Annotated in this window: 24 protein-coding genes and 1 other annotated feature; of the genes, 19 read left to right on the forward strand and 5 right to left on the reverse strand. The window is 34.8% G+C overall.

Features of this window, described 5'->3' with window-relative positions; genetic code table 11:
* Positions 1 to 76: 76 nt before the first annotated feature.
* Positions 77 to 3,088: a transglycosylase domain-containing protein gene (locus D8M04_RS00610; RefSeq protein WP_121520371.1), complete on the reverse strand. Its 3,012-nt coding sequence runs from the start codon at positions 3,086 to 3,088 to the stop codon at positions 77 to 79.
* 124 nt (positions 3,089 to 3,212) lie between these two features.
* Positions 3,213 to 3,426 (forward strand) — a binding site (T-box leader).
* A 52-nt stretch (positions 3,427 to 3,478) separates the two neighbouring features.
* Here D8M04_RS00610 and tyrS point away from each other — a divergent pair.
* From tyrS to D8M04_RS19950, 5 genes are all read left to right on the forward strand, one after another.
* Entirely contained in the window at positions 3,479 to 4,750 is a 1,272-nt protein-coding gene (gene tyrS / locus D8M04_RS00620; protein WP_121520375.1) for a tyrosine--tRNA ligase, read from the forward strand.
* A 94-nt stretch (positions 4,751 to 4,844) separates the two neighbouring features.
* Entirely contained in the window at positions 4,845 to 5,471 is a 627-nt protein-coding gene (locus tag D8M04_RS00625; RefSeq protein WP_121520377.1) for a flavodoxin family protein, read from the forward strand.
* A 177-nt stretch (positions 5,472 to 5,648) separates the two neighbouring features.
* A complete protein-coding gene (locus D8M04_RS00630) occupies positions 5,649 to 5,867 on the forward strand; it encodes a hypothetical protein (protein ID WP_121520379.1) in 219 nt (72 codons plus the stop codon).
* Between the two features lie 117 nt (positions 5,868 to 5,984).
* A complete protein-coding gene (locus tag D8M04_RS00635; RefSeq protein WP_121520381.1) occupies positions 5,985 to 7,247 on the forward strand; it encodes a hypothetical protein in 1,263 nt (420 codons plus the stop codon).
* Between the two features lie 82 nt (positions 7,248 to 7,329).
* Complete coding sequence (locus tag D8M04_RS19950) at positions 7,330 to 7,479, forward strand: hypothetical protein (RefSeq protein WP_158595066.1); 150 nt, start codon at positions 7,330 to 7,332, stop codon at positions 7,477 to 7,479.
* Positions 7,480 to 7,778: 299 nt separating this feature from the next.
* Here D8M04_RS19950 and D8M04_RS00640 read toward each other — a convergent pair whose 3' ends face one another.
* The 4 genes from D8M04_RS00640 to D8M04_RS00660 all read right to left on the reverse strand — a co-directional run bounded on the left by D8M04_RS00640 (position 7,779) and on the right by D8M04_RS00660 (position 12,513).
* Positions 7,779 to 7,910 (reverse strand): YjcZ family sporulation protein, encoded by a 132-nt coding sequence (locus tag D8M04_RS00640; protein WP_121520383.1) that lies wholly within the window; start codon positions 7,908 to 7,910, stop codon positions 7,779 to 7,781.
* A 580-nt stretch (positions 7,911 to 8,490) separates the two neighbouring features.
* On the reverse strand, positions 8,491 to 9,807 hold the full coding sequence (locus D8M04_RS00650) for a DUF5068 domain-containing protein (protein ID WP_121520385.1): 1,317 nt from the start codon (positions 9,805 to 9,807) through the stop codon (positions 8,491 to 8,493).
* 579 nt (positions 9,808 to 10,386) lie between these two features.
* Positions 10,387 to 11,556, reverse strand: coding sequence for a tyrosine-type recombinase/integrase (locus tag D8M04_RS00655; RefSeq protein ID WP_121520387.1), 1,170 nt, complete (start codon positions 11,554 to 11,556; stop codon positions 10,387 to 10,389).
* 129 nt (positions 11,557 to 11,685) lie between these two features.
* Positions 11,686 to 12,513 (reverse strand): hypothetical protein, encoded by an 828-nt coding sequence (locus tag D8M04_RS00660; RefSeq protein ID WP_121520389.1) that lies wholly within the window; start codon positions 12,511 to 12,513, stop codon positions 11,686 to 11,688.
* A 226-nt stretch (positions 12,514 to 12,739) separates the two neighbouring features.
* Between D8M04_RS00660 and D8M04_RS00665 the strand changes: the two genes are divergently transcribed.
* The 14 genes from D8M04_RS00665 to D8M04_RS00730 all read left to right on the forward strand — a co-directional run bounded on the left by D8M04_RS00665 (position 12,740) and on the right by D8M04_RS00730 (position 22,280).
* Complete coding sequence (locus D8M04_RS00665; RefSeq protein ID WP_121520391.1) at positions 12,740 to 12,919, forward strand: hypothetical protein; 180 nt, start codon at positions 12,740 to 12,742, stop codon at positions 12,917 to 12,919.
* An 80-nt stretch (positions 12,920 to 12,999) separates the two neighbouring features.
* Positions 13,000 to 13,284 carry a hypothetical protein gene (locus D8M04_RS00670; protein WP_246001082.1) on the forward strand — a complete coding sequence of 95 codons (285 nt, stop codon included), beginning with the start codon at positions 13,000 to 13,002 and terminating at the stop codon, positions 13,282 to 13,284.
* A 155-nt stretch (positions 13,285 to 13,439) separates the two neighbouring features.
* Positions 13,440 to 14,048, forward strand: coding sequence for a CHC2 zinc finger domain-containing protein (locus D8M04_RS00675; RefSeq protein ID WP_158595067.1), 609 nt, complete (start codon positions 13,440 to 13,442; stop codon positions 14,046 to 14,048).
* Positions 14,027 to 15,598, forward strand: a complete 1,572-nt coding sequence (locus D8M04_RS00680) for a YfjI family protein (RefSeq protein WP_121520395.1) — start codon at positions 14,027 to 14,029, stop codon at positions 15,596 to 15,598. Before D8M04_RS00675 ends, D8M04_RS00680 begins: the two co-directional genes overlap by 22 nt.
* A gap of 238 nt (positions 15,599 to 15,836) precedes the next feature.
* Positions 15,837 to 16,046, forward strand: a complete 210-nt coding sequence (locus D8M04_RS00685; RefSeq protein ID WP_121520397.1) for a hypothetical protein — start codon at positions 15,837 to 15,839, stop codon at positions 16,044 to 16,046.
* A 237-nt stretch (positions 16,047 to 16,283) separates the two neighbouring features.
* Complete coding sequence (locus D8M04_RS00690) at positions 16,284 to 16,502, forward strand: hypothetical protein (protein WP_121520399.1); 219 nt, start codon at positions 16,284 to 16,286, stop codon at positions 16,500 to 16,502.
* Positions 16,495 to 16,704, forward strand: coding sequence for a hypothetical protein (locus D8M04_RS00695; RefSeq protein WP_121520401.1), 210 nt, complete (start codon positions 16,495 to 16,497; stop codon positions 16,702 to 16,704). Before D8M04_RS00690 ends, D8M04_RS00695 begins: the two co-directional genes overlap by 8 nt.
* Positions 16,697 to 16,981: a hypothetical protein gene (locus D8M04_RS00700; RefSeq protein ID WP_121520403.1), complete on the forward strand. Its 285-nt coding sequence runs from the start codon at positions 16,697 to 16,699 to the stop codon at positions 16,979 to 16,981. Before D8M04_RS00695 ends, D8M04_RS00700 begins: the two co-directional genes overlap by 8 nt.
* A 289-nt stretch (positions 16,982 to 17,270) precedes the next feature.
* Entirely contained in the window at positions 17,271 to 17,909 is a 639-nt protein-coding gene (locus tag D8M04_RS00705; protein ID WP_121520405.1) for a GIY-YIG nuclease family protein, read from the forward strand.
* Entirely contained in the window at positions 17,846 to 19,675 is a 1,830-nt protein-coding gene (gene asnB, locus D8M04_RS00710) for an asparagine synthase (glutamine-hydrolyzing) (RefSeq protein WP_121520407.1), read from the forward strand. The genes D8M04_RS00705 and asnB overlap by 64 nt, the downstream gene beginning before the upstream one ends.
* 848 nt (positions 19,676 to 20,523) lie before the next feature.
* Complete coding sequence (locus D8M04_RS00715; RefSeq protein WP_121520409.1) at positions 20,524 to 20,721, forward strand: hypothetical protein; 198 nt, start codon at positions 20,524 to 20,526, stop codon at positions 20,719 to 20,721.
* 107 nt (positions 20,722 to 20,828) lie between these two features.
* Positions 20,829 to 21,164, forward strand: a complete 336-nt coding sequence (locus D8M04_RS00720; protein ID WP_121520411.1) for a hypothetical protein — start codon at positions 20,829 to 20,831, stop codon at positions 21,162 to 21,164.
* Positions 21,165 to 21,414: 250 nt separating this feature from the next.
* The gene (locus tag D8M04_RS00725) at positions 21,415 to 21,972 is read left to right on the forward strand and encodes a recombinase family protein (protein ID WP_121520414.1); all 558 of its coding nucleotides are present in this window, start codon (positions 21,415 to 21,417) and stop codon (positions 21,970 to 21,972) included.
* Between the two features lie 35 nt (positions 21,973 to 22,007).
* Complete coding sequence (locus D8M04_RS00730) at positions 22,008 to 22,280, forward strand: hypothetical protein (RefSeq protein WP_121520416.1); 273 nt, start codon at positions 22,008 to 22,010, stop codon at positions 22,278 to 22,280.
* Positions 22,281 to 22,410 lie beyond the last annotated feature (130 nt).

Consider the following 22,410-nt stretch of genomic DNA (forward strand, 5'->3'; position numbering starts at 1 on the left):
ATATATAGTGGAAAATAAAAAAGCATAAAATGTAAAAAAGATGGATTGGGTAATCCAATCCATCTATGTTCATTAACTATTCATTTTCACTATTTTCTTCTTCGGTATTACTATCATTCTCTTCTTCTGGTGTATCCTGTTCTGGCTCACTCTCATTATTATTTTCATTGCTTTCACTGGCTGCATCGTTATTATTCTCATTTTCATTCTCTTCTTTTTCTTCTGCAGGCTCCTTAGCAGGCTCTTCTTTTTCTTCTTTCGGTGGTTCTTTTTCAGGAGCTTTACCTACTGTTACAGGGTTAGATGGATTAGACTCCTTTCCTGTAAAGTCTACTGCTCTAACTCGGTAACTAGCATATCCGTTACCGGCCTGGAAGCTTGTAGAAGTGGTACTCTCGATTAAAGTAAAATTGCCATCTGGACTATCTGCCCGGTAAACACGGTATCCAACGACATCTTTTGCTGGCATATTCCATGTTAAATTACTGCCGGAAACGGTTAGTTCTGGTGCAGCAGGAGCTTTGCCATCATCCTCTATGGTAGCCTGTCTACTCGCGCCTGGAAAAGCAATTCTCTCCCATTTCTCGCGTTCTTTATTTGGATATAGCTGTGTTGGATCCGAAAGTCTATCGTAGCCTTGGTTTTTGAACCATTCTGGGTTAAACATTAACCCATTTCCGCGTACAAATTCATCAGGTGCATTTGCACCAGGTGGTAATGCTCTTCCATCTATTAAGATTTGTTGTGCTCGGACTAAGCTATTATCCGTCTGTGTAGGAACAAACTTCGCATTGAATATATCGGTTTTAACTAGGCCTGCATCAGCACAGAGGTCAGATGGCAGCATTCCGGAAATTTGACAATAGCTTCTTGAAACAATACCTTCAGGCTGTGCAAAGTTTTCTTGTGGAGCCAATAATTCTGGATTAATAGCTGTAGCTGCATTAATCAGCTCAGCCCAAAGTTTCATGTTTCGATTACTATGGTATATCTCACAGGAGTCACACCTTAATGAGTCAGGATATTCATATCCCAGCCATGATCCCATGGTTACATTTGGATTACTAGCAACAAAATGGACGTTTTCCACATTTTGAGAGGTACCCGTTTTACCTGCCCAATCTACTCCGGAGTATCGAAGCTGTGAATTTAGGTAGGTAGCAGATCCGTTTGAGATAACATCACGCATCATATCTACCATTAAATAACTTGTTTGTGGACTAAATACTTCAACAGGTTCTGGTTTATGCTCATAAACTACTTCGCCATCCACTGTTGTTATTTTTTCAATCATATAGGCATCATTAAATTTACCAGCATTTGCAAAGGTAGTGAACGCATTTGTATTTTCTTCTAATGAAATACCTACAGATGTCCCGCCTAATGCTAATGATGCGTTTTGGTATTCATTTTCGCCCAAAGAAGTAATTCCCATCTTCTCCAGATATTGTTCAACTGGATTATCATTCATTACCTTCGTATAGAGTTTAACCGCAGGAATATTGAAAGAATCTTTTAAGTTATCTCGTGCTGATAATATCCCGTGATACCTCAAGTCGAAGTTGTTAGGAGAATACCCGCCACTAAATGTGGTTGGAATATCAGCTATTGGTGTACCAGGCTGAATAATCCCTTTTTCCAATGCTGGTGCATAAACAAGCAGTGGTTTCATCGTACTGCCATTTGATCGTAAGGCCTTAACATAGTTTGTTTGATCCTCTTCACTAAATTCCCGGCCACCCAAGAAGCTAATAATTCGGCCAGTTTTGTTGTCAATTAAGATGGCAGCAGCCTGAACAGACTGTTGTACTGTATATGTTTGACCCTCCGAATTCTTTAATGTTGTAACGGTATCAGGTCCATATTGTTTAAAGTTCTTAGCAACCTCTTGAAACGTATCATAAATTTCCTTGTCAATGGTTGAATGGATACGATAGCCATTGTTCTCGAGAGCTTGACCAGCAAGCTCTTCAAACTCTAAGTTTAATTCATCATCAGCTTTTACTTCTTCTAAAGTATAGCCTTCTTTTTCAATCAGCATTTCCTTAATCAGTTCTTTTGCTTCTATTTGTAGTTCTCTAACTAAATATGGATATTGGTCCAACGGCTTAGGAGTTGGCTCTATAAAATCAGCAACAATATCGTAGTCTATTGCCTCTTTATATTCCTTCTCGGTTATATGCCCCATATCTAGCATTCTATTGAGTACAACTTTCATTCGGTCAAGACCTGGTTGTAATCCTTCTTTATCCTTTAAACCACCTGTATTCTCAAAAGGAGTATAATAGGAAGGACTTTGAGGTAATCCAGCTAAATAGGCTGCTTGAGCAAGGTTGACTTCATTCGCATTAATACCAAATATACCTTGTGCCGCAGTCTGCACCCCCGCAATATTATCACCAGAAGCATTACGGCCATAAGGAACGATGTTTAAATATGCCTCCAAAATCTGATCTTTGTCTAAAAATTGCTCTAAGCGAAGAGCTAAGAGGATTTCTTTAGCCTTTCGTTCGAATGAAACTTCGTTGGTCAGAACCTGATTTTTAATTAATTGTTGTGTTAATGTGCTGCCCCCGGATTGCATACTAGCATTCGTAATTTCCTGGAATAACGCTCGGAAAATTGCCTTAGGAACAACACCATGGTGTTCTTTAAAGTATTCGTCCTCTGTGGCAGTAACTGCCTGAAGAAGCATTGGAGAGACTTTATCTAAAGTGGTTTCTTCTCTCAAAAGGTCAGAACGTATATCACCTATATAGATATCGTCAGCGAAGTAAAGCTTTGATGTCTCCGCGTAATTATAAATATCATTCTCCATTTCGGCTTGACTGCGGAGGGGTTCATCTTTTACAAGGGATGCAAAATAACCAAACCCAATTCCGCCAATAAAGAACATACCGATGAAACTAACAATTAAAAAGAATAAAATGATATTCCAAATAATATCGTATGTAATGCGAGAGCTCCGTTGTATTTTTCCTGTTTGCCACTGTCTTTTGAATATTTTCGCAAAAGGAATCTCATTTATAGCATTTCCGATAGATTTGATTTTCTCTCGCCATCTATGGAAAAGTTCTTTTATCTTCATAGAAAAACCCCCTAAAATTCTTTCTATATTATAGCATAAGTATAATTTCTGTTGAATGGGAAATTAGGAAGGGGTTTGCATTTTTAGAGAGATTATGGTATTAATGAATAACAAGTAATTAAACCTAACGGCAATGAAAGAACTTAGTAGCCTAGTAAATCCCTATTCTAGAGAGCTAGCGGTGGTGAAAGCTAGTATATATTTGCAGGCGAATTACAATCTGGAGCTTTTTCTTTACATAGATATATGTGAAGAAACGGTGGAGACATCGTTAACAATCCCAAGTGGCATACGTATGCAACAAGGGTGGTACCGCGACTTTAAACCTCGTCCCTTCTTTTTAGAAGGACGGGGTTTTTATATTTTAATAAATGATTGGAGAGTGGAAAAGTGGAAATTTTACAGGATTTAGAAAATCGTGGCTTAGTCCAGGCAATTACTGATAGGGAAGGTTTAAGTGAACAATTACAAAGCAGTCAAGTTTCCTTGTACTGTGGATTTGATCCAACTGCTGACAGCTTACATATCGGACATCTAGTGCCATTGATGATGCTGAAACGCTTTCAAAAGGCCGGCCATAAACCAATAGCACTAGTTGGTGGCGGAACTGGAATGATTGGAGATCCTAGTGGCCGTTCTACAGAAAGATCTTTAAACACGGAAGAGGTTGTGGATGGATTCAGCGAAGCTATAAAACAGCAGATTAGTAAAATTGTTTCAGAAGAAGGAGAAGAAAATCCAATTGTTGTTCGAAATAATAAAGAATGGTTAGGGCAAACAACCATTATAGAATTTCTCCGTGACACTGGTAAGCATTTTAGCATTAACTACATGCTTGCAAAAGATTCTGTAGCAAGTCGTATTGAAAATGGAATATCTTTTACTGAGTTTAGTTATATGTTATTGCAATCTCTTGATTTCTTAAAACTAAACCAAGAAGAAAATGTAACACTGCAAATTGGCGGAAGTGACCAATGGGGAAATATTACAGCAGGAATGGAGTTAATTCGTCGTTCACGTGAAAATCAAGATGAAGAAGTGAAAGTATTCGGTTTAACTGTACCTCTTATAACCAAAGCCGACGGAACCAAGTTTGGTAAATCTGCTGGAAACGCGATCTGGTTAGATGGCGAGAAAACAACTCCATATGAATTCTACCAGTTTTGGATTAATACAGATGACCGTGATGTGGTTAAATTTATTAACTACTTTACATTCTTGTCTCAAGAGGAAATTGCTGAATTAGAAGAAGAAGTGAAAAACCGTCCTGAGAATCGAGTGGCGCAGAAGCGTTTAGCGGAAGAGATGACGAAGCTCGTACACAGTGAGGAAGCGTTAGTACAAGCTCAGAAAATCTCAGATGCTCTATTTAGCGGGGATTTAAAGCAATTATCGGGCAGCGAAATTAAACAAGGATTTAAAGATGTACCTACCTTTGAGGCAATTAAAGAAGAGGTTGGGTTAGTTAACTTGCTGGTTAATGCAAAAATCTCACCATCGAAGCGTCAAGCAAGGGAAGACATTAAGAATGGTGCCATCTACATTAATGGTGAGAGACAGCAGGAAGTTGACTACAAAGTAGACGCCAATGATCGTATAGAAGATACCTTTACAATCATACGTCGTGGGAAAAAGAAATACTACTTAGTTAATTTTAAATAGTTATATGAAGCACTGGCGTGAATGCTAGTGCTTTTTATGTTTTATTGAAGTTAAAAAAGGGGAGAGTTAAGTATAATTAGAAGGAGGAATATGTATGGGGAATTTAAATGTCTTGTTTTTAAACACATCCTTAAAAAGTAGTGAAGAAACTTCAAATACACAAGTATTGTTTGATCAGGCTGCACTTATTTATCAACGTGAAGGGTTTAATACCGAAAGCATTCGTTTAGCGGATTACAATATTAAATATGGGATAAGTGGAGATATGGGAGAAGGCGATGAATGGCCGCAAATATTAGAAAAAGTAAAAGAAGCTAATATTGTTATTATCGGTACACCTATATGGTTAGGGGAAAAAAGCGCTATTGCTAAGCTTGCGATTGAACGGCTGTATGGGAGCAGTAGCGAAACCAATGAGAAAGGCCAAGCCATCTTCTATAATAAAGTTGGTGGTGCGATCGTAACCGGGAATGAGGATGGGGCTAAAGGTTCTGCTGCATCAATTCTTTATGCTTTAGCACATATTGGATTCGTCATTCCGCCAAATGTCGATACGTATTGGGTTGGTGAAGCGGGACCAGGACCATCCTTAATTGATGCAAATGGACTGGAGAATGAATTTACACAGCAGCATATCGAAATGCTAGCATATAATACAATGTATTTTGCTAAATTATTAGATCAAAACCCTATCCCCGCTAAAGGGAATACATTGGAATAGAAGGAAACCTTAGAGTTGCTCTAAGGTTTTTTTTAAGAAACTCATTGCCTACAGAGGTTGAATCAGCCTTCTTGAAGAAAATCGGCACAGTTAGCTAATGAATAAAAAAGATTTAGTGGTTTAGATAATCTTTATAAAGGATAAAGTATAGAAAGCTTTATTTTGGAGGCGATAAAAGTGAAGAAAGAGCAGCGAAATAAGTCTGAATATGAGAATAATGTAAAAAAATATGATGAAAAGCGTACTCCATTGGACGAGCAGGAAAATCAAAAGTTTGCAGATGACATACCATTAGAAGATTTGAAAATCGAACAAGAGGACGAGAAGAAAAAAGAGAAAACCAAAGACGACTCCCAAAGTGAACGAAAATATCATAATGAGTCCCATAAATTATAAACAGACTAGGTTATCAGTTTGTTGCCCCGTAGAAGATACCCTTTCATTTTGCTTGAATGGGTATCTTTTGTTCAAAGAAATATAACAGAAATACATATGATAAAAAGGAGTGGGAGAATGACAGCAGAAGTGGTGATTATGAATAAAAAAGGTTTATCTTTAGCTGCAGACAGCGCTATAACGAGTGGTGCAGATGGTGTTCAAAAAGTATATCATTCGGCTAATAAATTATTCTCTCTTACAAAAGAACATCCAGTAGGAATAATGGTATACGGTGCTGCGTCCTTTATGGAAGTGCCCTGGGAAGTAATTATCAAATCATTTCGGGACCATTTAAGGAATCGTAAATTTGCAGATTTAGCGGATTATGGTAAAGAATTTATGGATTTTATTAGCAAGGATGAACGATTTAAAAATGAGGAGCTTGAATCTATTATTGTTTACCGAGTTTTTAGTGATTACTTTAAAAATCTTATAAGAGATGTCGAACAGATAATCGGAGAGAATAAAGATGCTGGACAAGTTGTTAATAATGAAAAGGTAACAGAATGGCTTGTACAAAGAGTTAACAACAGCATTGCAGATTTTAAGCAAGAAAATCACTCTTTGTTGGAAATAGATTACCAATCTTTTAAAGTAAAGTTTGCCGATATTGTAACAGAAGTAAAAGAGGAGTTCATACCTTATGATTTTCCTGAAGAAGCGGAGGAATGCTTGCATGAGCTCGCTTTTCAGTGCGTGACAAAGGACTGTTTTAGTAACGGCAGCACAGGTTTGGTAATCACTGGATACGGAGATAAGGAAATTTTTCCCGTTTTAATAAATTATCGATTAGAAGGATTTGTATTCGGAGAATTAAAGTATAAAAAATTAATAGAGAGAAAAATTGGTTATACGCCGGATATAGAGGATGGAGTTGCTTGCATTACTGCTTTTGCTCAAAAAGAGATGGTCCATTCCTTTATGGGGGGAGTAGAACCGAATATGGAGGATGCAATATTTACAATTATGGACCAAGTGTTGAGCCGATATCCTGAACAAATACAGAAACATTTAAATATAAACTTTACAGACAAACAGGTTCAAGAATTGAAAAAATTGGGTATAGAGATGTATAGATCTATTGAAGATGCAGTCGATGAATACAAACAAAATAATTATATTAAACCTTTACTGGGAATTGTTCGGTCTTTACCAATAGAGGAACTAGCGAAAATGACTGAGGCGCTAATTAATCTAACCTCCTTTAAACGCAAAGTGACAAGAGCTACTGAATCAGTTGGTCCACCAATTGATGTCGCAGTCATTACAAAAGGTGATGGTTTTGTTTGGATAAAAAGGAAAAATCTTGTTGATTCAGAGTTGAATGCAAGGCTGTAACGAAGTTTACCAGTTCACTCAGTGAATGCTGTGCTTGGTTAAAAAGGAAAACTTCTTCCTTAAATATGAAAGGGGCCTCATTATGGATATCAAGGAAAGAAAAAAAGAAGAATACTTTAATCTATCTAAAAAGGATCGCCTGGAATTTGAGATGGAAGAAAAAGAAAAGCAGGAAAAGGAAACAGCTGCCGAGAAAGTTTTTGACAAATTAAATGAAAAATATTCTAAATAACTGAGCAAAATAAAACCCAAGAAAACTAAACAGATTTTCTAGGGTTTTAATATTATTAAGAAATGCTAAAGGGATCAGCTCCTTAGCAAATTAATGGTAGGTAGTCGATTACTTTTTAGAAGGCATGATGTACTGATTATTTTGAATTCAGAACAAGTCAGCGACGTGCAATTATAAGAGGGATAAGTATAGGAATAAGGGCTCGGAAAAATTGTAAGTCCCGGAGCCCTATTTAAAAAAGGAGGTACATGATGGTAGGTTATGGTGGTTATCTAATATTAGGACTTCCTATTAATAAATTAGTATCCAGTATGAACGAAGGATACACCGATAATAATTAATAGGATAAATAGGACTACGATTAAGGCGAAATTCATGCCCCCGCCGCCATAACTGCCGCCATAACCGCCGCCACTGCTGTATTGATACATTAAAGCTCACCACCTTTCTTAGATAATATATGATATGTACTAGAAAGCATTCTAGTAAGAGACAAGAATGGAGTTCTTGATAAATAGGGGAATTAATTAGTAGATTTAATTAGTAGATTTAATTAATTGTACTGTAGATGGAGAGTTTGGGATTGATTTGAAATTGGCAAGAAAGAAGAGAGGAGAAACGGTCGGAAGCCAAGTACTTAATCATTCACTGTGGAATTTTTTCTAGTTTATTAGTAATTGCATCTGACCATGTTTTACTTTTTTAAAAGTCTCCCTAAGTTAGCCAATTAAGTAGGGGAGAATACATATATAGAACCTTTATTAATGGAAACCCCTAGAACACTTGTTATAACAAGGTTTCTAGGGGTTAGCCTTATAAAGCCTATAAATTAATGAGAGTAGAACTCAACGGTTAATTTCTGCTGGAAGTTCAGAACGCTAGGGTAAACAGTGTATGAAGCTTCTAGTTTGTTTTCGTCAAATCTTAAATATTGTGGTACGAAGTTTTTCACTTCACTTGCTTCTTTTACTTATAAAAATAGAGGGATATGGAACCTGCCCTGCAACTGGCTTATAAATTGAAAATAGCTGTTTTTCCTTTGGATATATCTTTTGCTTCTTCGTTCTTCATTGGACCAACTTCCACTTCGAAGGCCTTATCCTTCCAAATTTTCTCATATTGCTCCTGATCCAAAATGTACAGCTGTAAGAATTCTCCGGATTCCCCCGCTGGTATCACATCATCATAGCTATAATCGAGCAGCATTCCTTCGTTAAGCGTATACTGAGTGCCGTCATTCATTGTTAGCTTGGAATATGTGGAAGACAAGCCGATTGCTTCGGATCCTTTATTATCAAGATTAAATTTCACTGTCAATAACACCATTCCATTCGTAAAATTCACAAAGCGCGGTGCTTCCACTTCATTAGGAGTGAACTCTGTAAATTGGTATCCATCCAATGTTACGGTAACGTCACCTAATTCTTCACTTTCATTGGTGCCGTCTTTTTCCTCCAGCATTTTCTTTTCACCCATGTCAGAACTTGTTACCTTATCTTGGTAAAATGCCTGGTTGGCTTCGACCTTTTCAGCCCCTTGTTCACTTAAACTTAACGTGAACTTTCCGTCTTTACCAATAGTCGAACCAAAGTCATCCTTTTCAGCTTGTGCTGCAGGAACCTCTACGACTGCTGTTGATTCGTCTAAAACTGTTTTTAAATCTTTGGCGCCAAATGGATATGTATAGAATCCTGTCATAGATTCACCAGCTTCTAATAAATATCCATCTGATGGGTTGAGCATTGTTGGGATCTGGTCGTCCTCAGGGAGCAAATCTTTATAATTATTATAAGCTTTTTGAGCTCCAGTAAATGACAAATAGAAGGCAGGCATATAATATACATCTTTATCCATTTCATTTGAGATTGTATATTGAGCAATTATTACACCACCATTCGTTTCATCATTGAATGGTATACTATAGTCTGTATGAAAATCATTAAGTTCTATTAATTTGTAAGAATCGAGAGAAACGGAAACCGCTTCTGTCGTATGTACTTGTGGTTCATCGTTTTCATAAAGAATACTTGTTGTTCCTTCCGTTTCTTCTTCCATAAAACTTATTAATTCTGAAAAGTCACTTGAACTATTGGCTGTATCGTTAGCAGCATCCGTGTTTTCTTCCGTATCCTCTTTTTCTTCTTCGTTAGATGCTTCCTCTGCTGCATCTTCATCTTGTTCCTCTGTTTGTCCGGCTGCAGCATCCGTACTTTCTGCAGCATTTGCAACTTCTTCTTCCTTTGGTGTTTCTGTCTCACTTCCACATCCACTAATTAGTAGTACTGCGAACAACATTGTGACAAGCATCGTCAGTAATCTTCTTTTCAATTTTCTTAACCTCCAATATTTTACTACTACCAAAATACTAACATATGGTTATAATTTCCAATATCGGTAGAAAGCAATAAAATTAGTTAGATAAGGGTTAGAAGCAAATACAACTGCCTAGGAAAAAATAATCATTTATTAGAGAAAGTAGGACTGTCTACTTTTAAAATATTTTTTTCTAGTTCATTTTTGGTGGTTTTAGAGAATCAATAAAAATATATTCTTATAATAATAAAACTAGATTTTATATGTTGGCTTTTTCAAAAGACGACAATTATTAATGTATTTTAAACACCGAGAGATAATAAGATGCAAACTAGAAATGTGAAGGAAGACCGTCTATATGAAATAAAGAAGAAGAGCAAGAAGAGGAGAGATATCGGGGGGTGGGAGAAGAAATATGTTTTCGAATGCCTTCCCAAAAGGATGGTTTAAAAGTAACACAATAAAAAAACCCTAGAAATGTTAATACAACGTTTCTAGGGTTTTTTATACTATATTCTATCTTTCGATTAACGAGAGTAGAACTCATTAGTATTAATAAACCCTAATATATCAACGTTTATAGCTTATATTTTATTATTCTTCCCCAGAAGTTCCCCCAACTTGCTTTAAAATAGCATTAAAAGCAGCGACTGATTCTTCTTCTAATTCCTTAAATGAATGACCGTAAATGTCAAATATCATCTGTGGGGTATTCCCTAAACGATCAGCTATAACTTTTACTGGAATACGCTGGCTAATTAATAATGTTGCATGAGTATGTCTTAAACCATGGAGTGTAATTTTTTTAATACCAGCTTTTTTTATTACTCTACGTAATCCATATAATACAGAATTATCCGTTATTGCTTCTCCGGTCTGATAGGAGATGAATACGTATGTTTGTTCATTAAGTTTTTTCCCGAACTCAAATAAGGTCTTTTTGCACCATGTTTTATATTTCTCCAAATGGTTAATAACCACATCATCTATAAGAATGGTTCGGTAACTATTCTTTGTTTTTGGCTCTCTAGTCCCTTTGTTATCCCTAGTACGATTGACAGTTATCGTTTTACGTTCCAAATCCACCTCTTGCCATGTTAAACCTAACGCTTCTCCTTTACGTAATCCAGTATAAGCCAATACAAGTAAAATAGAATAATTCGTTATGTTTTCTTCCTTTTTCGCAGTTTTAAGTAATTGATTTAATTCAGATGCAGTAAGGAAGTTATCTTTTTGTTCTTCCTGTTCAATCGTTATTTTATTAAAACGGTTGCGAGGTATAATTTCATCATCCACAGCAGCGTTGATCGCAACTTTAAATAAACGGTGGAACAATTGAACAGTGCTAGGCTTATACTTTTTTAACAACTCATTAATATAAACACGTTTATAAGTTGTTTTGTCCAGTGTGGCTAGTTTGTATTTACCAAGCAGCGGCTTCATTTGATGCTTAATAGCGTTTTCTCTTTGTATTTGAGTGGATACTTTCCAGTCATTCTTATGTGTTTCATACCATAGATCAAGCCAATCAGAAATGGTTAAATTGGAATACTCTACTTGTTTAGAATTTCCATCAAGTATATTTGCCTTTACTTCTATTAACGCTCTTATGGCTTGTCTTTCTGTTTTAAACCCTTGTTTGGATTTTTCCCTACGCTTACCCCAAGTATCATAATAACGATGACGGTAACACCAAAGTTTTTCTTTTTTACTATTGTGGTAATAGAAAACCTCATTATCTTTCTTAGATTTTTGCAATTTCATTTTTAACTATCCCTTCTAAACGTGGGTCAGACGCAACTAGAAATAGGTAGTTATTATTTATAAAATGGTTTCAATTTCTGTATATTATTTTTCTTTTCTTCTATAATTTGGCTACTTCTAGCCATGTTATTAATCCCCTTTCTTTTTAAGCTTTTTTAATCTATTGTTATATGCCATTTCACAACTAGAGCGTTTTCTTCCCGGAGTAACAGGACAAAATTTTTGCCTTTGATGTGTTACTTCAAATAGATTGTCGCAGTTTTCACACTTCCTAAATTCAGCCTTTTTAAATATAGCTAAATTCAAAAAAAGATAGGCATATTCGAACATATCCTCAAAAAAAGCTAGTGCCACAGGTTCGCCTTCCTTATAACTTGGCTTATAATGGTAAATCAAATCAGCACTATCAATAAAATGCTGAGAAAATTCTTCATAAGATGTTTTCTTTACATTCCCTATAATTTTCGTTTCAACATTATGAAGTTTTCTTATCGAATCAAAGTAAGCATCAAAAAATCCAAACTTTGTACGGAAATCGTGTAAGGACATCATGTCTATTTCGATATCGGTTCCTTTTTTTCGTGAAGTATTATTAGTTTTGATTTGGGTTGGTAATCCCCAAGTTTTAACAAAGTTCAGCACTTTTTTTTGATCCGTTATATCCAATTTGGCAAGTTCAGTATAAAAAACATGACCATAAGCAGATAGTTTATATTGCTTTGCGTTCTCTTTATTACTAGCAACAAGATATTTGTATCCTTCAATAGGTGATTCAAAAAAGGGTTTATGTAGTTGTAATTCTTCCTTTATTTTCTTATTAGTTAATTCTTGCCCAGTCATTTCCTTTAATGGCTTGTCTTCATTAAATAAGAATGACTCATCTACTTCAAATTGATAATCATTATATACCGAAAATTCCCCTTCAATTAATAATTCATTAAAAAAATTATTTTTCATGTCGTTTATACACCTTCTTTTTAGATTAAAGCTATTATTCATAGGTTTTTTATTGCTTCTATTATGGATTCTTTATAATAAAACTACATAAAAGTTAAATTTATAATAAATTTTGTGTGTTTACAAAATATTTATTATGGTATATATTTACAATAACACCACCAACACATAAAAACAATATTATTTTTAATTTTTATGTAGTGATTTGTTCAGAGGAGGTGAAAAGATGTTTAAAAGAAATGACGATATTCGAGAAGCCAAAGGAAATATACCATTCTGGATATTAGCGGAGCATTTAAATATTCACGAGAACACACTACTCAATTGGATGAAAAAAGAAATGCCAGAAGAAAAAAAGAAATCCATTTTTAATGCTATTGAAGCAGCTAAAAAAGAATGGAATTAAGCCAATGAGTAATAAAGCTTTTGACTACTTCTATCTAATAGTAGTCATTGGAGTATTGGATTAAATAGGGGGATGTAAAAATGACTAAAATGACACTAGCGGATGTTCGAGTGGATTTAGATGAAAAGCAATTGAGAGATTATATTAACAAAAAAATGGACGAGCAGTTACACCAGGTTTATTGGACAATAGATATAAATAAGTTTTCTGAACTAACTGGAATGAGTAAAAGCACACTGGAAAATGTTATCTTGCAGGATCCAAGAATAAAACAATATGAACGTAAGAAAGACCGCTCCAAACGCTATTGGTTATATGAGCAAACGATGGAAGCTTATCTAAATATTTTAGACGAATGGGAATAAAAAAAGCGTGGGTCAGGCGCAAACATTTATAAAACATCATGAAAGCAAATAAAAAATCGCTACTGGCGATAGCGATTCAGAAAGATTGATTGTAACACCAACACAATACAAGCAGAAAGGATGGCGAAACAATATAGATTATGACTAAATATAACATGGATTTTAACTATTTTGCTATGGAAATATTAAAAAGAATAGATATTCTGGAAGAAGCAGTAAAAGAAGGATTGCAATTTAAAAGAAAAGGCAAAAGTTATTTTGCAAAGTGTCCATTCCATGAGGACAGTACCCCATCCTTTTCGATAAATCCACAAAAACAAGTATTTAATTGCTTTGGGTGCGGTAAAAAAGGTAATGCTATCACAATGCTAGCATTACTTAAGGACATATCAAAAGGGAAAATTATTTATAGATATGCCAGTTATCTGGGTCTTATACAAAATGGAAAAATCAATCAAGAGCAACAGCGTGAAATGGAAGAACGAGCAAAACAACGTGAATTTATTCAAATGCACCAACAGAAATTCAATGCTGTTTATATATTGTTATCCGATATGATGCATAGCTTCAAAAGATCCATGAGTAAAGCAAATAACATGGATGAGGTTATCATGGCGCATGAATTGTACCGGGTGTATGACGTGATACCTTATTATGAACATTTACTAGATTGTATGTTAGGGCAATACGGAGAAGTTATACAAGTCGAAACATACCTAGTTGCAGAAAGGATAGTTAAACAATGGCACTCGAACCTCATCTAAGTGAAGAACAGTTAAATATATTATTTAATGAACAACAGAAGATACATACTTCTGGTAAAGATGATTTAGAGGAAGGTAAAAAGGATACATCACCATATTGGGATGAGCCAATAGGATTTGATGAAGAAAAGTTGCCAGAGTTTAATATAAGTATTTTCCCCGACTGGTTAAGGGATTATGTAGAAGCAGTTTCTGAATCGGTACAAGTAGCCCAAGATGCTCCTGCAATGGCTTGTATATCATTACTATCAAGTATACTATCCCGTAAGTTTGTAATCAAACCGAATAACGATTGGACAGAAGTACTAACCATTTTTTCCGCAGTGGCGATGGCTTCATCAGAGAGAAAAAGTCCATCCCATGACAAAATAGTTAAACCATTATTTAACTATGAACGTAATAGGTCAGAAGAACTTCAAGACACCATCACAGAGCAAAGAACATGGCTTAAAGCACAAGAAAAACGATTGAATGAACAATATAGTAAATACGGTAAAAAGAAAGAAGATGCAGTATTAAAAGACATTCATGCCATTGAAAAGGAAATTAGTAATACGGTAATTATAACAAATCCTCGGTTGGTTACTTCCGATGCAACACCAGAAGCGTTAGCTTCCCTGATGCATAAAAACAATGAAAAAATAGCTGTCTTGTCAGCAGAAGGTAAAGAAGTTTTTGATATGATAGCCGGAAGGTATTCAGCCAATGGACAACCCAACATGGACTTGTATTTAAAAGGTTATACCGGGGAATCAACTTCAATTGACCGCAAAGGTGGCGATCCAATCCTTCTTGAAAATCCGTGTATGACAGTAGGATTGTTTGTTCAGCCATCTGTAATTAAAGGCATTGGTAAGGAATTTCAAAACAGAGGACTTACAGCAAGGTTTTTATTCTCATTTCCAAGAAAAATGGCTGGCAATCGAAATATGGAACCGGAAACCATTCCTGAAGAAATAAAAAATACGTTTGAATCAGTTGTTGAGAAGATGCTCCGGTTTGAATCTAAAAATGAAGTTCTGACATTGGAAGAAGAAGCAGGTCAACTATTTCTATACAACCGATACACGACAGAAGAACTATATAAGGATGATGACCTTTCGGAAAGTTTCAAGTCCTGGATTGGTAAATTAGATGGTAATTTAATAAGATTGGCGGGTCTTTTCCATATTGCCGAACATGCACCAAATGGGATGGAATCTATTCCAAAAAAAATTGGTGTGAAATCTGTTCGTGCTGCTATGGACTTAAAAGAATATTTTATCGAACATGCCAAAAAAGCATACGGTGTGATGGGTGTGAGTGAAGATGATGAAAATGCAAAATATGTCTTAAAGCGTATCAAGGATATTATAGATAAACGAAAATCCAAAAATGAAGATACTGGATATATGAGCCATCAAGAGTTGTACCAGGCAGTTAAAAACAGAATTGGAAAAAGCAACAACCTAAATCCAATTCTATTGGAACTTCAGAATCGGAATTTCATACGGGATAGTTTTCGAGAAGGCAGAAGAGTTTTAAATATAAACCCGAAAACCGTTACCTAACTTACCTAAATGGCAATCAACCCTGTCATATCATCATTTACAGGTAGGTTATCTTCATTACCTAGTCATACCTAAATTACCTATTTTGTTCCATTAGGTAAGCTAGGTAACCTTAGGTATCATAGGTAACCTAGACGATGATGCTGGCACATCAGGGTTTATAGGGCGTGAGGTAAGTTAGGTAAGCATTTCAGAGATATTTAATCAACTAATTTTTAATAATTTTGGTGGTGAGATAATGGCAATTCCAATTATGGATAATTTTAATTATCATGTTCTAGCTAAAGAAGTTGGCTTAATGATTGGAATACCAAACACATTGTATTGCTTCACAGTGAGCCGCTTCAGTACCGCTTATACAGAACGTTGGAAATGTAAATGGATTGCATGGCGTGAAACGTACCAAAAAGATAGAAGGAGAATCTATAAATCAAAAAGTCATTGCTAGAGGGAATACTTTCGATTATGTCCTTATTCAATTTGATAAATATATTGACTATGTTTCCAGAAGTGGTGGAATAGCAAAGTAAAGTATCGAATAATTAAAAATGGAGGCTATTACATGAAAACAACCAATATTTGCCTGATTATCAGTGAAATTTAGTTATTCGTTGCTATGGATTATGTAATGCTATCTGGAGTAAAAACAGCGTGAATAAAGCTTTATAACGAGAGGGGTGGGGTTATGATTAAAGACAGACGAATAAACAAGCCTTCCCACATTAAAGCATTGATGCAGGAACAAATAAATATTTTAAGGCGTGATGATGACTTAGAGCCGATAGCAAAAGCGAAGGCGATTGCTTATTTATCAAGTATATCCTTATCAGCGTATAAAGAAGGCGAAACAGCCAGGAGACTAGATGAGATCGAACAGAGGTTGGAGGGTTATAAGAATGAGTAATACACGTTTGAATAGATTGGAAAAGGAATCCAAGAAGCTAGAGGGGATTTGCCCTTGTTGTGGAAGTCAAAGAACGGAACTCATGACAGAGGAACAGCTAGAAAGAGATATTGCTATATTAGAAGCCAAGTTGGGAATTACATCTTTGCAAGAGGAAAACGCAGAATTGAAAAGAACACTAGGGATGGTGCATGATGAGTAGAATTAAACGACTGGAAAAAGAAGCGGAAAAAATTGCAATAGCAAGGGAGATAGCCAAAAGGAAGAACATGAAAAACCCTTTAGAAGATTGGACAGATGAGGAATTAAGGGAACTTATTTATTGCTATGACAATGACAAAAAGTTTTCCCAGGAATTACAAGAGAAATTGGAAGAGGTACACAATAGTGGATATTTTGTAGAAACCAGTAAAGCTTTATCCAAATATACGGATGAAGAACTAGATAGGATAGCAAAACAATACGATATTGAAGAATAGGCAGGCATATCAAGGTTGGGGGAAATGGTAAAATGAATAAGCTAGATTAATAGGCGATTGCTTTTGTATTTAAAAGTGATTGCCTATTAATTATTCAAAAAATCTTTACATAACCTATCGAATTTAACTTTTTAATATAATTCTAATAGTTACATCGCCAAATTAATTAAAAACGGTTCTATGACATTAAATTAGCTTTTTAAAAGAAATATATAAAATAGAAAACAATAACCATAACCATATAATGCAAATGGATGTGGTAGAATTTGGAATAAAGGGGGAGAAAAGAGTGCCGATGGTTAAACATTTTGGAGTTAGTATACGTGAAAAAAATAATGGATTAAAACTAACAAGAGACAATTACATGAAAGTAAGTAATAAAAGCTCATTCCATAAAGGAAAAGTATACACTGATTTAGAAATAAATGAGCATAAAGAACGTTGTTTATATAATTACGATTTGAATATGAAATATTTTCAATCATTATCTAAAGAGGATTTTAATAAAGATCTTATGGAATTTGACAATAAAACTAAAGTATTTAAGGAAATTACTAATCTTGCCCCGTTTGATTCGATATCTGGATATTACATTATGGTGTTAGATAAATATGCTCAAGTTTATATCGGTACAAGTGAGGATATTAAAAGACGTATTCGAACTCATTGGAGTAAACAAAAAGAATTTGACCGATTAATATTCGGAGGGAAAGACAGCTCCATTTTGTCGATAGATAGCTTTAGAGCTTATGACACAACAAGAATATTTGTATATCCAACTCATGAACTTTACATTGGAGAAGATGGTTTTATTAATCTCTTTAATAAAAGGTATCTTTTAAATAGAACTGGAGGAGTATCTATATGTGCGGATTTACTGGATTTGTTGGTGAAACAGAGAATGCCAAGATGGTTCTGGAAAATATGATGAACAAAATCATCCATCGTGGTCCTGACTCATCAGGTATGTTTGTCGAAAACGAGGCTGCCCTCGGTTTCAGACGTTTAAGTATTATTGATTTAGAACATGGAAGTCAGCCACTATACAACGAGGATCATTCATTGGTTCTAATTTTCAACGGAGAGATTTATAATTTTCAAGAGCTTAAAGAACAACTGATCTCAAAAGGGCATCAGTTTGTGACCCATACGGATAGTGAAGTACTACTTCACGGATATGAAGAATATGGAGAAAAATTAGTAGAAAAATTACGCGGCATGTTTGCTTTCGTAATTTGGGACAAAATAAATAAAAAATTATTTGCGGCGCGCGACATGTTTGGTATTAAACCGTTTTATTATGCGCATACAGAAGGTACGCTTCTATTTGGATCTGAAATAAAAAGTTTTCTTCCCCACCCTCGGTTTAATAAAGTATTGAATGAAAAGGCTTTGAAACCCTATTTAACTTTTCAATATTCTGTTTTAAATGAAACCTTTTTTAAAGGCGTGTTTAAATTACCAGCTTCTCACTATATGACATACGAAAATGGACAAGTAAGTATTCAACGCTACTGGTCTCCCAAATTTAATCCTACAGAACAGCCTTTAGAAGAAATTGTAAATGAAATTGATGATGTGGTACGAGATTCAGTACATGCACACCAGATAAGTGATGTTAAAGTTGGTTCTTTCTTATCTAGCGGAGTGGATTCAAGTTATGTTGCTTCTGTATTGAGACCTAATAAAACCTTTACAGTTGGATTTAGCGACCAAAATTTTTCTGAAATCGATAATGCGAAGGCACTGTCTGACGAGCTTAATATCGAAAATGTAAATAAAGTATTAGACTCTGATCTTTGTTTTGAAAAGTTAAATGAAATGCAATACATTATGGACGAGCCACATTCGAATCCATCTATTGTTCCGCTTTATTTTTTATCAGAACTTGCAAGCCGTGATGTAACCGTTGTGCTCTCAGGAGAAGGTGCGGACGAATTATTTGCGGGATATGCAGAGTACGATGGAACTCTTCCTCTTAAGAAATATAGGAAGTTACCGTTGTGGATTCGTAAACCATTGGGAGTTGTTGCAAATAATTTGCCTGATTTTAAAGGGAAAAACATCTTAGTAAAAGGCGGTCTCCCTGCAGAAGACTGGTTTATTGGTCAAGCGAGAATCTTTCAGGAAAAAGAAGCGAACAGCTTACTGAAAGATGAATATAAAAATGGGAAAACGGTCAAAGAAATTGTGAATCCTTACTATGAGCAAGTTAATAAGGAAGATGATGTGACAAAAATGCAGTTTTTGGACTTACATCTTTGGTTAGTAGATGACATTTTGCTAAAGGCAGACAAAATGAGCATGGCGCATTCCCTTGAGCTTCGAGTGCCTTTTTTAGATCGTAAAGTGATGGAAACCGCAGAAAAGGTACTAACTAAGTATCGCATTAATGAAAAGGGAACGAAATATGCATTTCGATTAGCTGCAGCTCGTTCAATTCCAAAAGAGTTCGCAAATCGTAAAAAAATTGGCTTCCCTGTACCTATTCGGAACTGGATTCGTACGGAAAAATATTATGCAAAAATTAAGTCCTATTTCATGAGTGCTAATGCAGCTGAATTTTTTAATCAGGCTGAGATTATGGACCTTTTAAATGAACATTATGAAGGGAAAAAGAACAACGCACGTAAAGTCTGGACTATCTTCACGTTTTTAATTTGGTATAAAGAATACTTTAATGAAGAAGAGTGAAACGATATTAATAAGCTATTAAAAATCCTCCTATAACGGAGGTTTTTTTAAAAGTAACGTAACAATGTCTTATTTATCCATCCAAGTTTTTATGAATTTTTTAACAAAGAAAATAGCATAGAAAAATACATTCGAATATTTACATTCCATACTAGTAATAGAACATTATTGACCCCTATCAAATCTTGAACTGTCCGTACTGGTACAGTAAGTAATAAAAAGAGAAAAAAATATAAAAAGTGAACTGTCCGTACAGAGACAGCAGTAAGGGTATAACGAACCCACTCTATAAGGCTTAAAAAAGGGAAACATATAATATAATAATTTTTTTTAATAGACGTTTATTCGGTCAGCGTAGATATAATAACAACCGTCTAGTTTGTTATCTAGTCTATAAAGAAAAAATAACTCTAACGAGAAAATAGTCCTTACCAACTGTAGACTAACGGGTTTACTTCAAAGGAGCAAACATTGTAAAACGCATAGCAAAACGCACTTGAATTCACAGTGCGTTTTTTTATTTATTTATTTATCAACATTTTGGCGGATTTCAATCGCTCATTTCATCTTAATTTACATAGTGAATCACAGGGTATGAAATAATTATTGGAAGGTGTGTGAATTCTTTGTGATTTAGTGAGTGAAATTATTTTGGAATTAACGAAGGTTATTGGATATTCATGTTAAAATCGCATTATAGTTATTGAAGAGTTTGTGAAAAAATGTACTTACGCTAACGGGGCAGTTTAGTTAAATAAGGTAAAAGAAGGATAAACATCCTTTCTTATTGAATTTACTATAGGGGCATTTTGTTGAAGAACAGGTAATTTACAGAAAGGGGCAATATGATGGGTTTTTGGTATTTACTATTGCTTTTGATAGGAATCGTTTTGATTATTGTAGGAGCCATGAAAAAAGGTGTCTCCGCAGAGGTCAAGGCAGTAATTTTGTTGTTTGTTATTGGCATCTTATTCATTGTTGTGTCAATAGTTTTATTGATGCCTGGTAGTTCTGATGTCATTGCTGAACTTTTAAAATTGGAATAAAACAAACGGGTGCAAGAGTTGAAGATAAGATCGGGCAAAATCTATCCATTATAATGTACTACAGGGGCAGTTTAATACTAAGTGTTAAAGAAAGGGTTTGTGGCTAATTGGAAAGTATAGAATATAAAAATTTAATGCAGGAAATAGAAAAAATAAAATTTCATAATATCAGTCTCATTACATTAGTAGGATTGTTGAATGAAGATAAAATGTCTGAACCAACAATTTATGAAACAGTAGTCACATTTGATTTATCAAAAAGGGATCTAAGAGAATTTACTAAACTTATTCAAAATTATAATGGAAACAATTGTACTTTTGAGCAGAAGGCTTTAAGGATTAATCCTATTTTTACTCAAACTAATATCATTTCAATTCTGAAATCCTTAGTTGTATCAGGGATGTTCAAAGAAAAATGCTTAGATATTTTGAATTCATATTAGTAACAGTTGCTAATATAATTTTAAGAAGTCCTTTTTAAACTAACTATAGGGTGCTTTAGTTGAATAAAAAGAAGTTAAAAGTCGATCTTAAAATATCGGCTTTTTTTATTGGCTGAAAAATGATACAGGATTGATACAGTTTTAAAAGTGTCATAACTCATAAGTATTGACTCCAACATGATAGAGTAGTAGAATTAAGAGGTAACAAGGTGTCATTACATAGAGCCATAAATGAAAGGGATAATTAACGATGAAATACGGTTATGCAAGGGTATCAACATTGAACCAGGATTTAGAAGCACAATTACAACGATTAGAGCAAGAAGGTTGCGAAAAGATTTATAAAGATAAATTCACAGGAACAAAAAGGGATCGACCACAATTTAATAAATTACTGGAAGTGTTAAAAGAAGGGGATACGCTTGTCGTAACTAAGCTAGATAGATTTGCCAGGACAAGCAGGGATGGAATAGAAATTATACAGGATTTATTTAAACGTGGTGTCAAAGTCCATGTATTAAATATGGGATTGGTTGAAGATACACCAACAGGAAGGCTTATTTTAAGCGTTATGTTAGCTTTTGCAGAGTTTGAAAGAAATATGATTGTAGAGCGTACCCTGGAAGGAAAAGCGATTGCAAAACAGCGTGATGACTTTAGGGAAGGGCGACCGAATAAATATAGTAAAAAGCAAATAGATTACGCTCTTAAACTGAAAGAAAATATGTCCTATAGGCAAGTAGAGGAAATGACAGGCATTTCTAAAAGTACATTGATTAGAGCAAAAAGAAAACTTGCTACTGTATAAGCAGCCTTTTTAAATCAAGGGAAGGGGGTTATAGCATGGGTTTAATTAAATGGCTTAAAGATGATTGGAAAAGGTTTAAAGGAACTATCAAATATGAGTTTTCAGAGGAGGGGAAAGCTGCTTCTGAACAAAAACTAATGGAAAGAGCATTAAAAGTAGTGCTTGTTTTAGAAAAAACATCATATAAGCTAGAAAAAATAACAAATAAGCTAAACGTATCCAGTAAAAAAACAAGGAAATCTCCTTTAATTCTAATATTAATTATGTGGCTAGTGGGAATGTGCCTTACAAAAGATAATGAAGGGTGATTTAATTGGATAAGTAAGAATTAAAAACTTCTAGTGATTATATAGGATTAGCTAACACTATCGAGCAAAAAAAGAAAGGCGGAATGAAGGTCCAGCTGTTTGGTAAATTATGGTAACATAAAACTACTGG

Origin of the sequence: Oceanobacillus piezotolerans, from assembly GCF_003665065.1 — a bacterium.
Lineage (GTDB): Bacteria > Bacillota > Bacilli > Bacillales > Amphibacillaceae > Oceanobacillus > Oceanobacillus piezotolerans.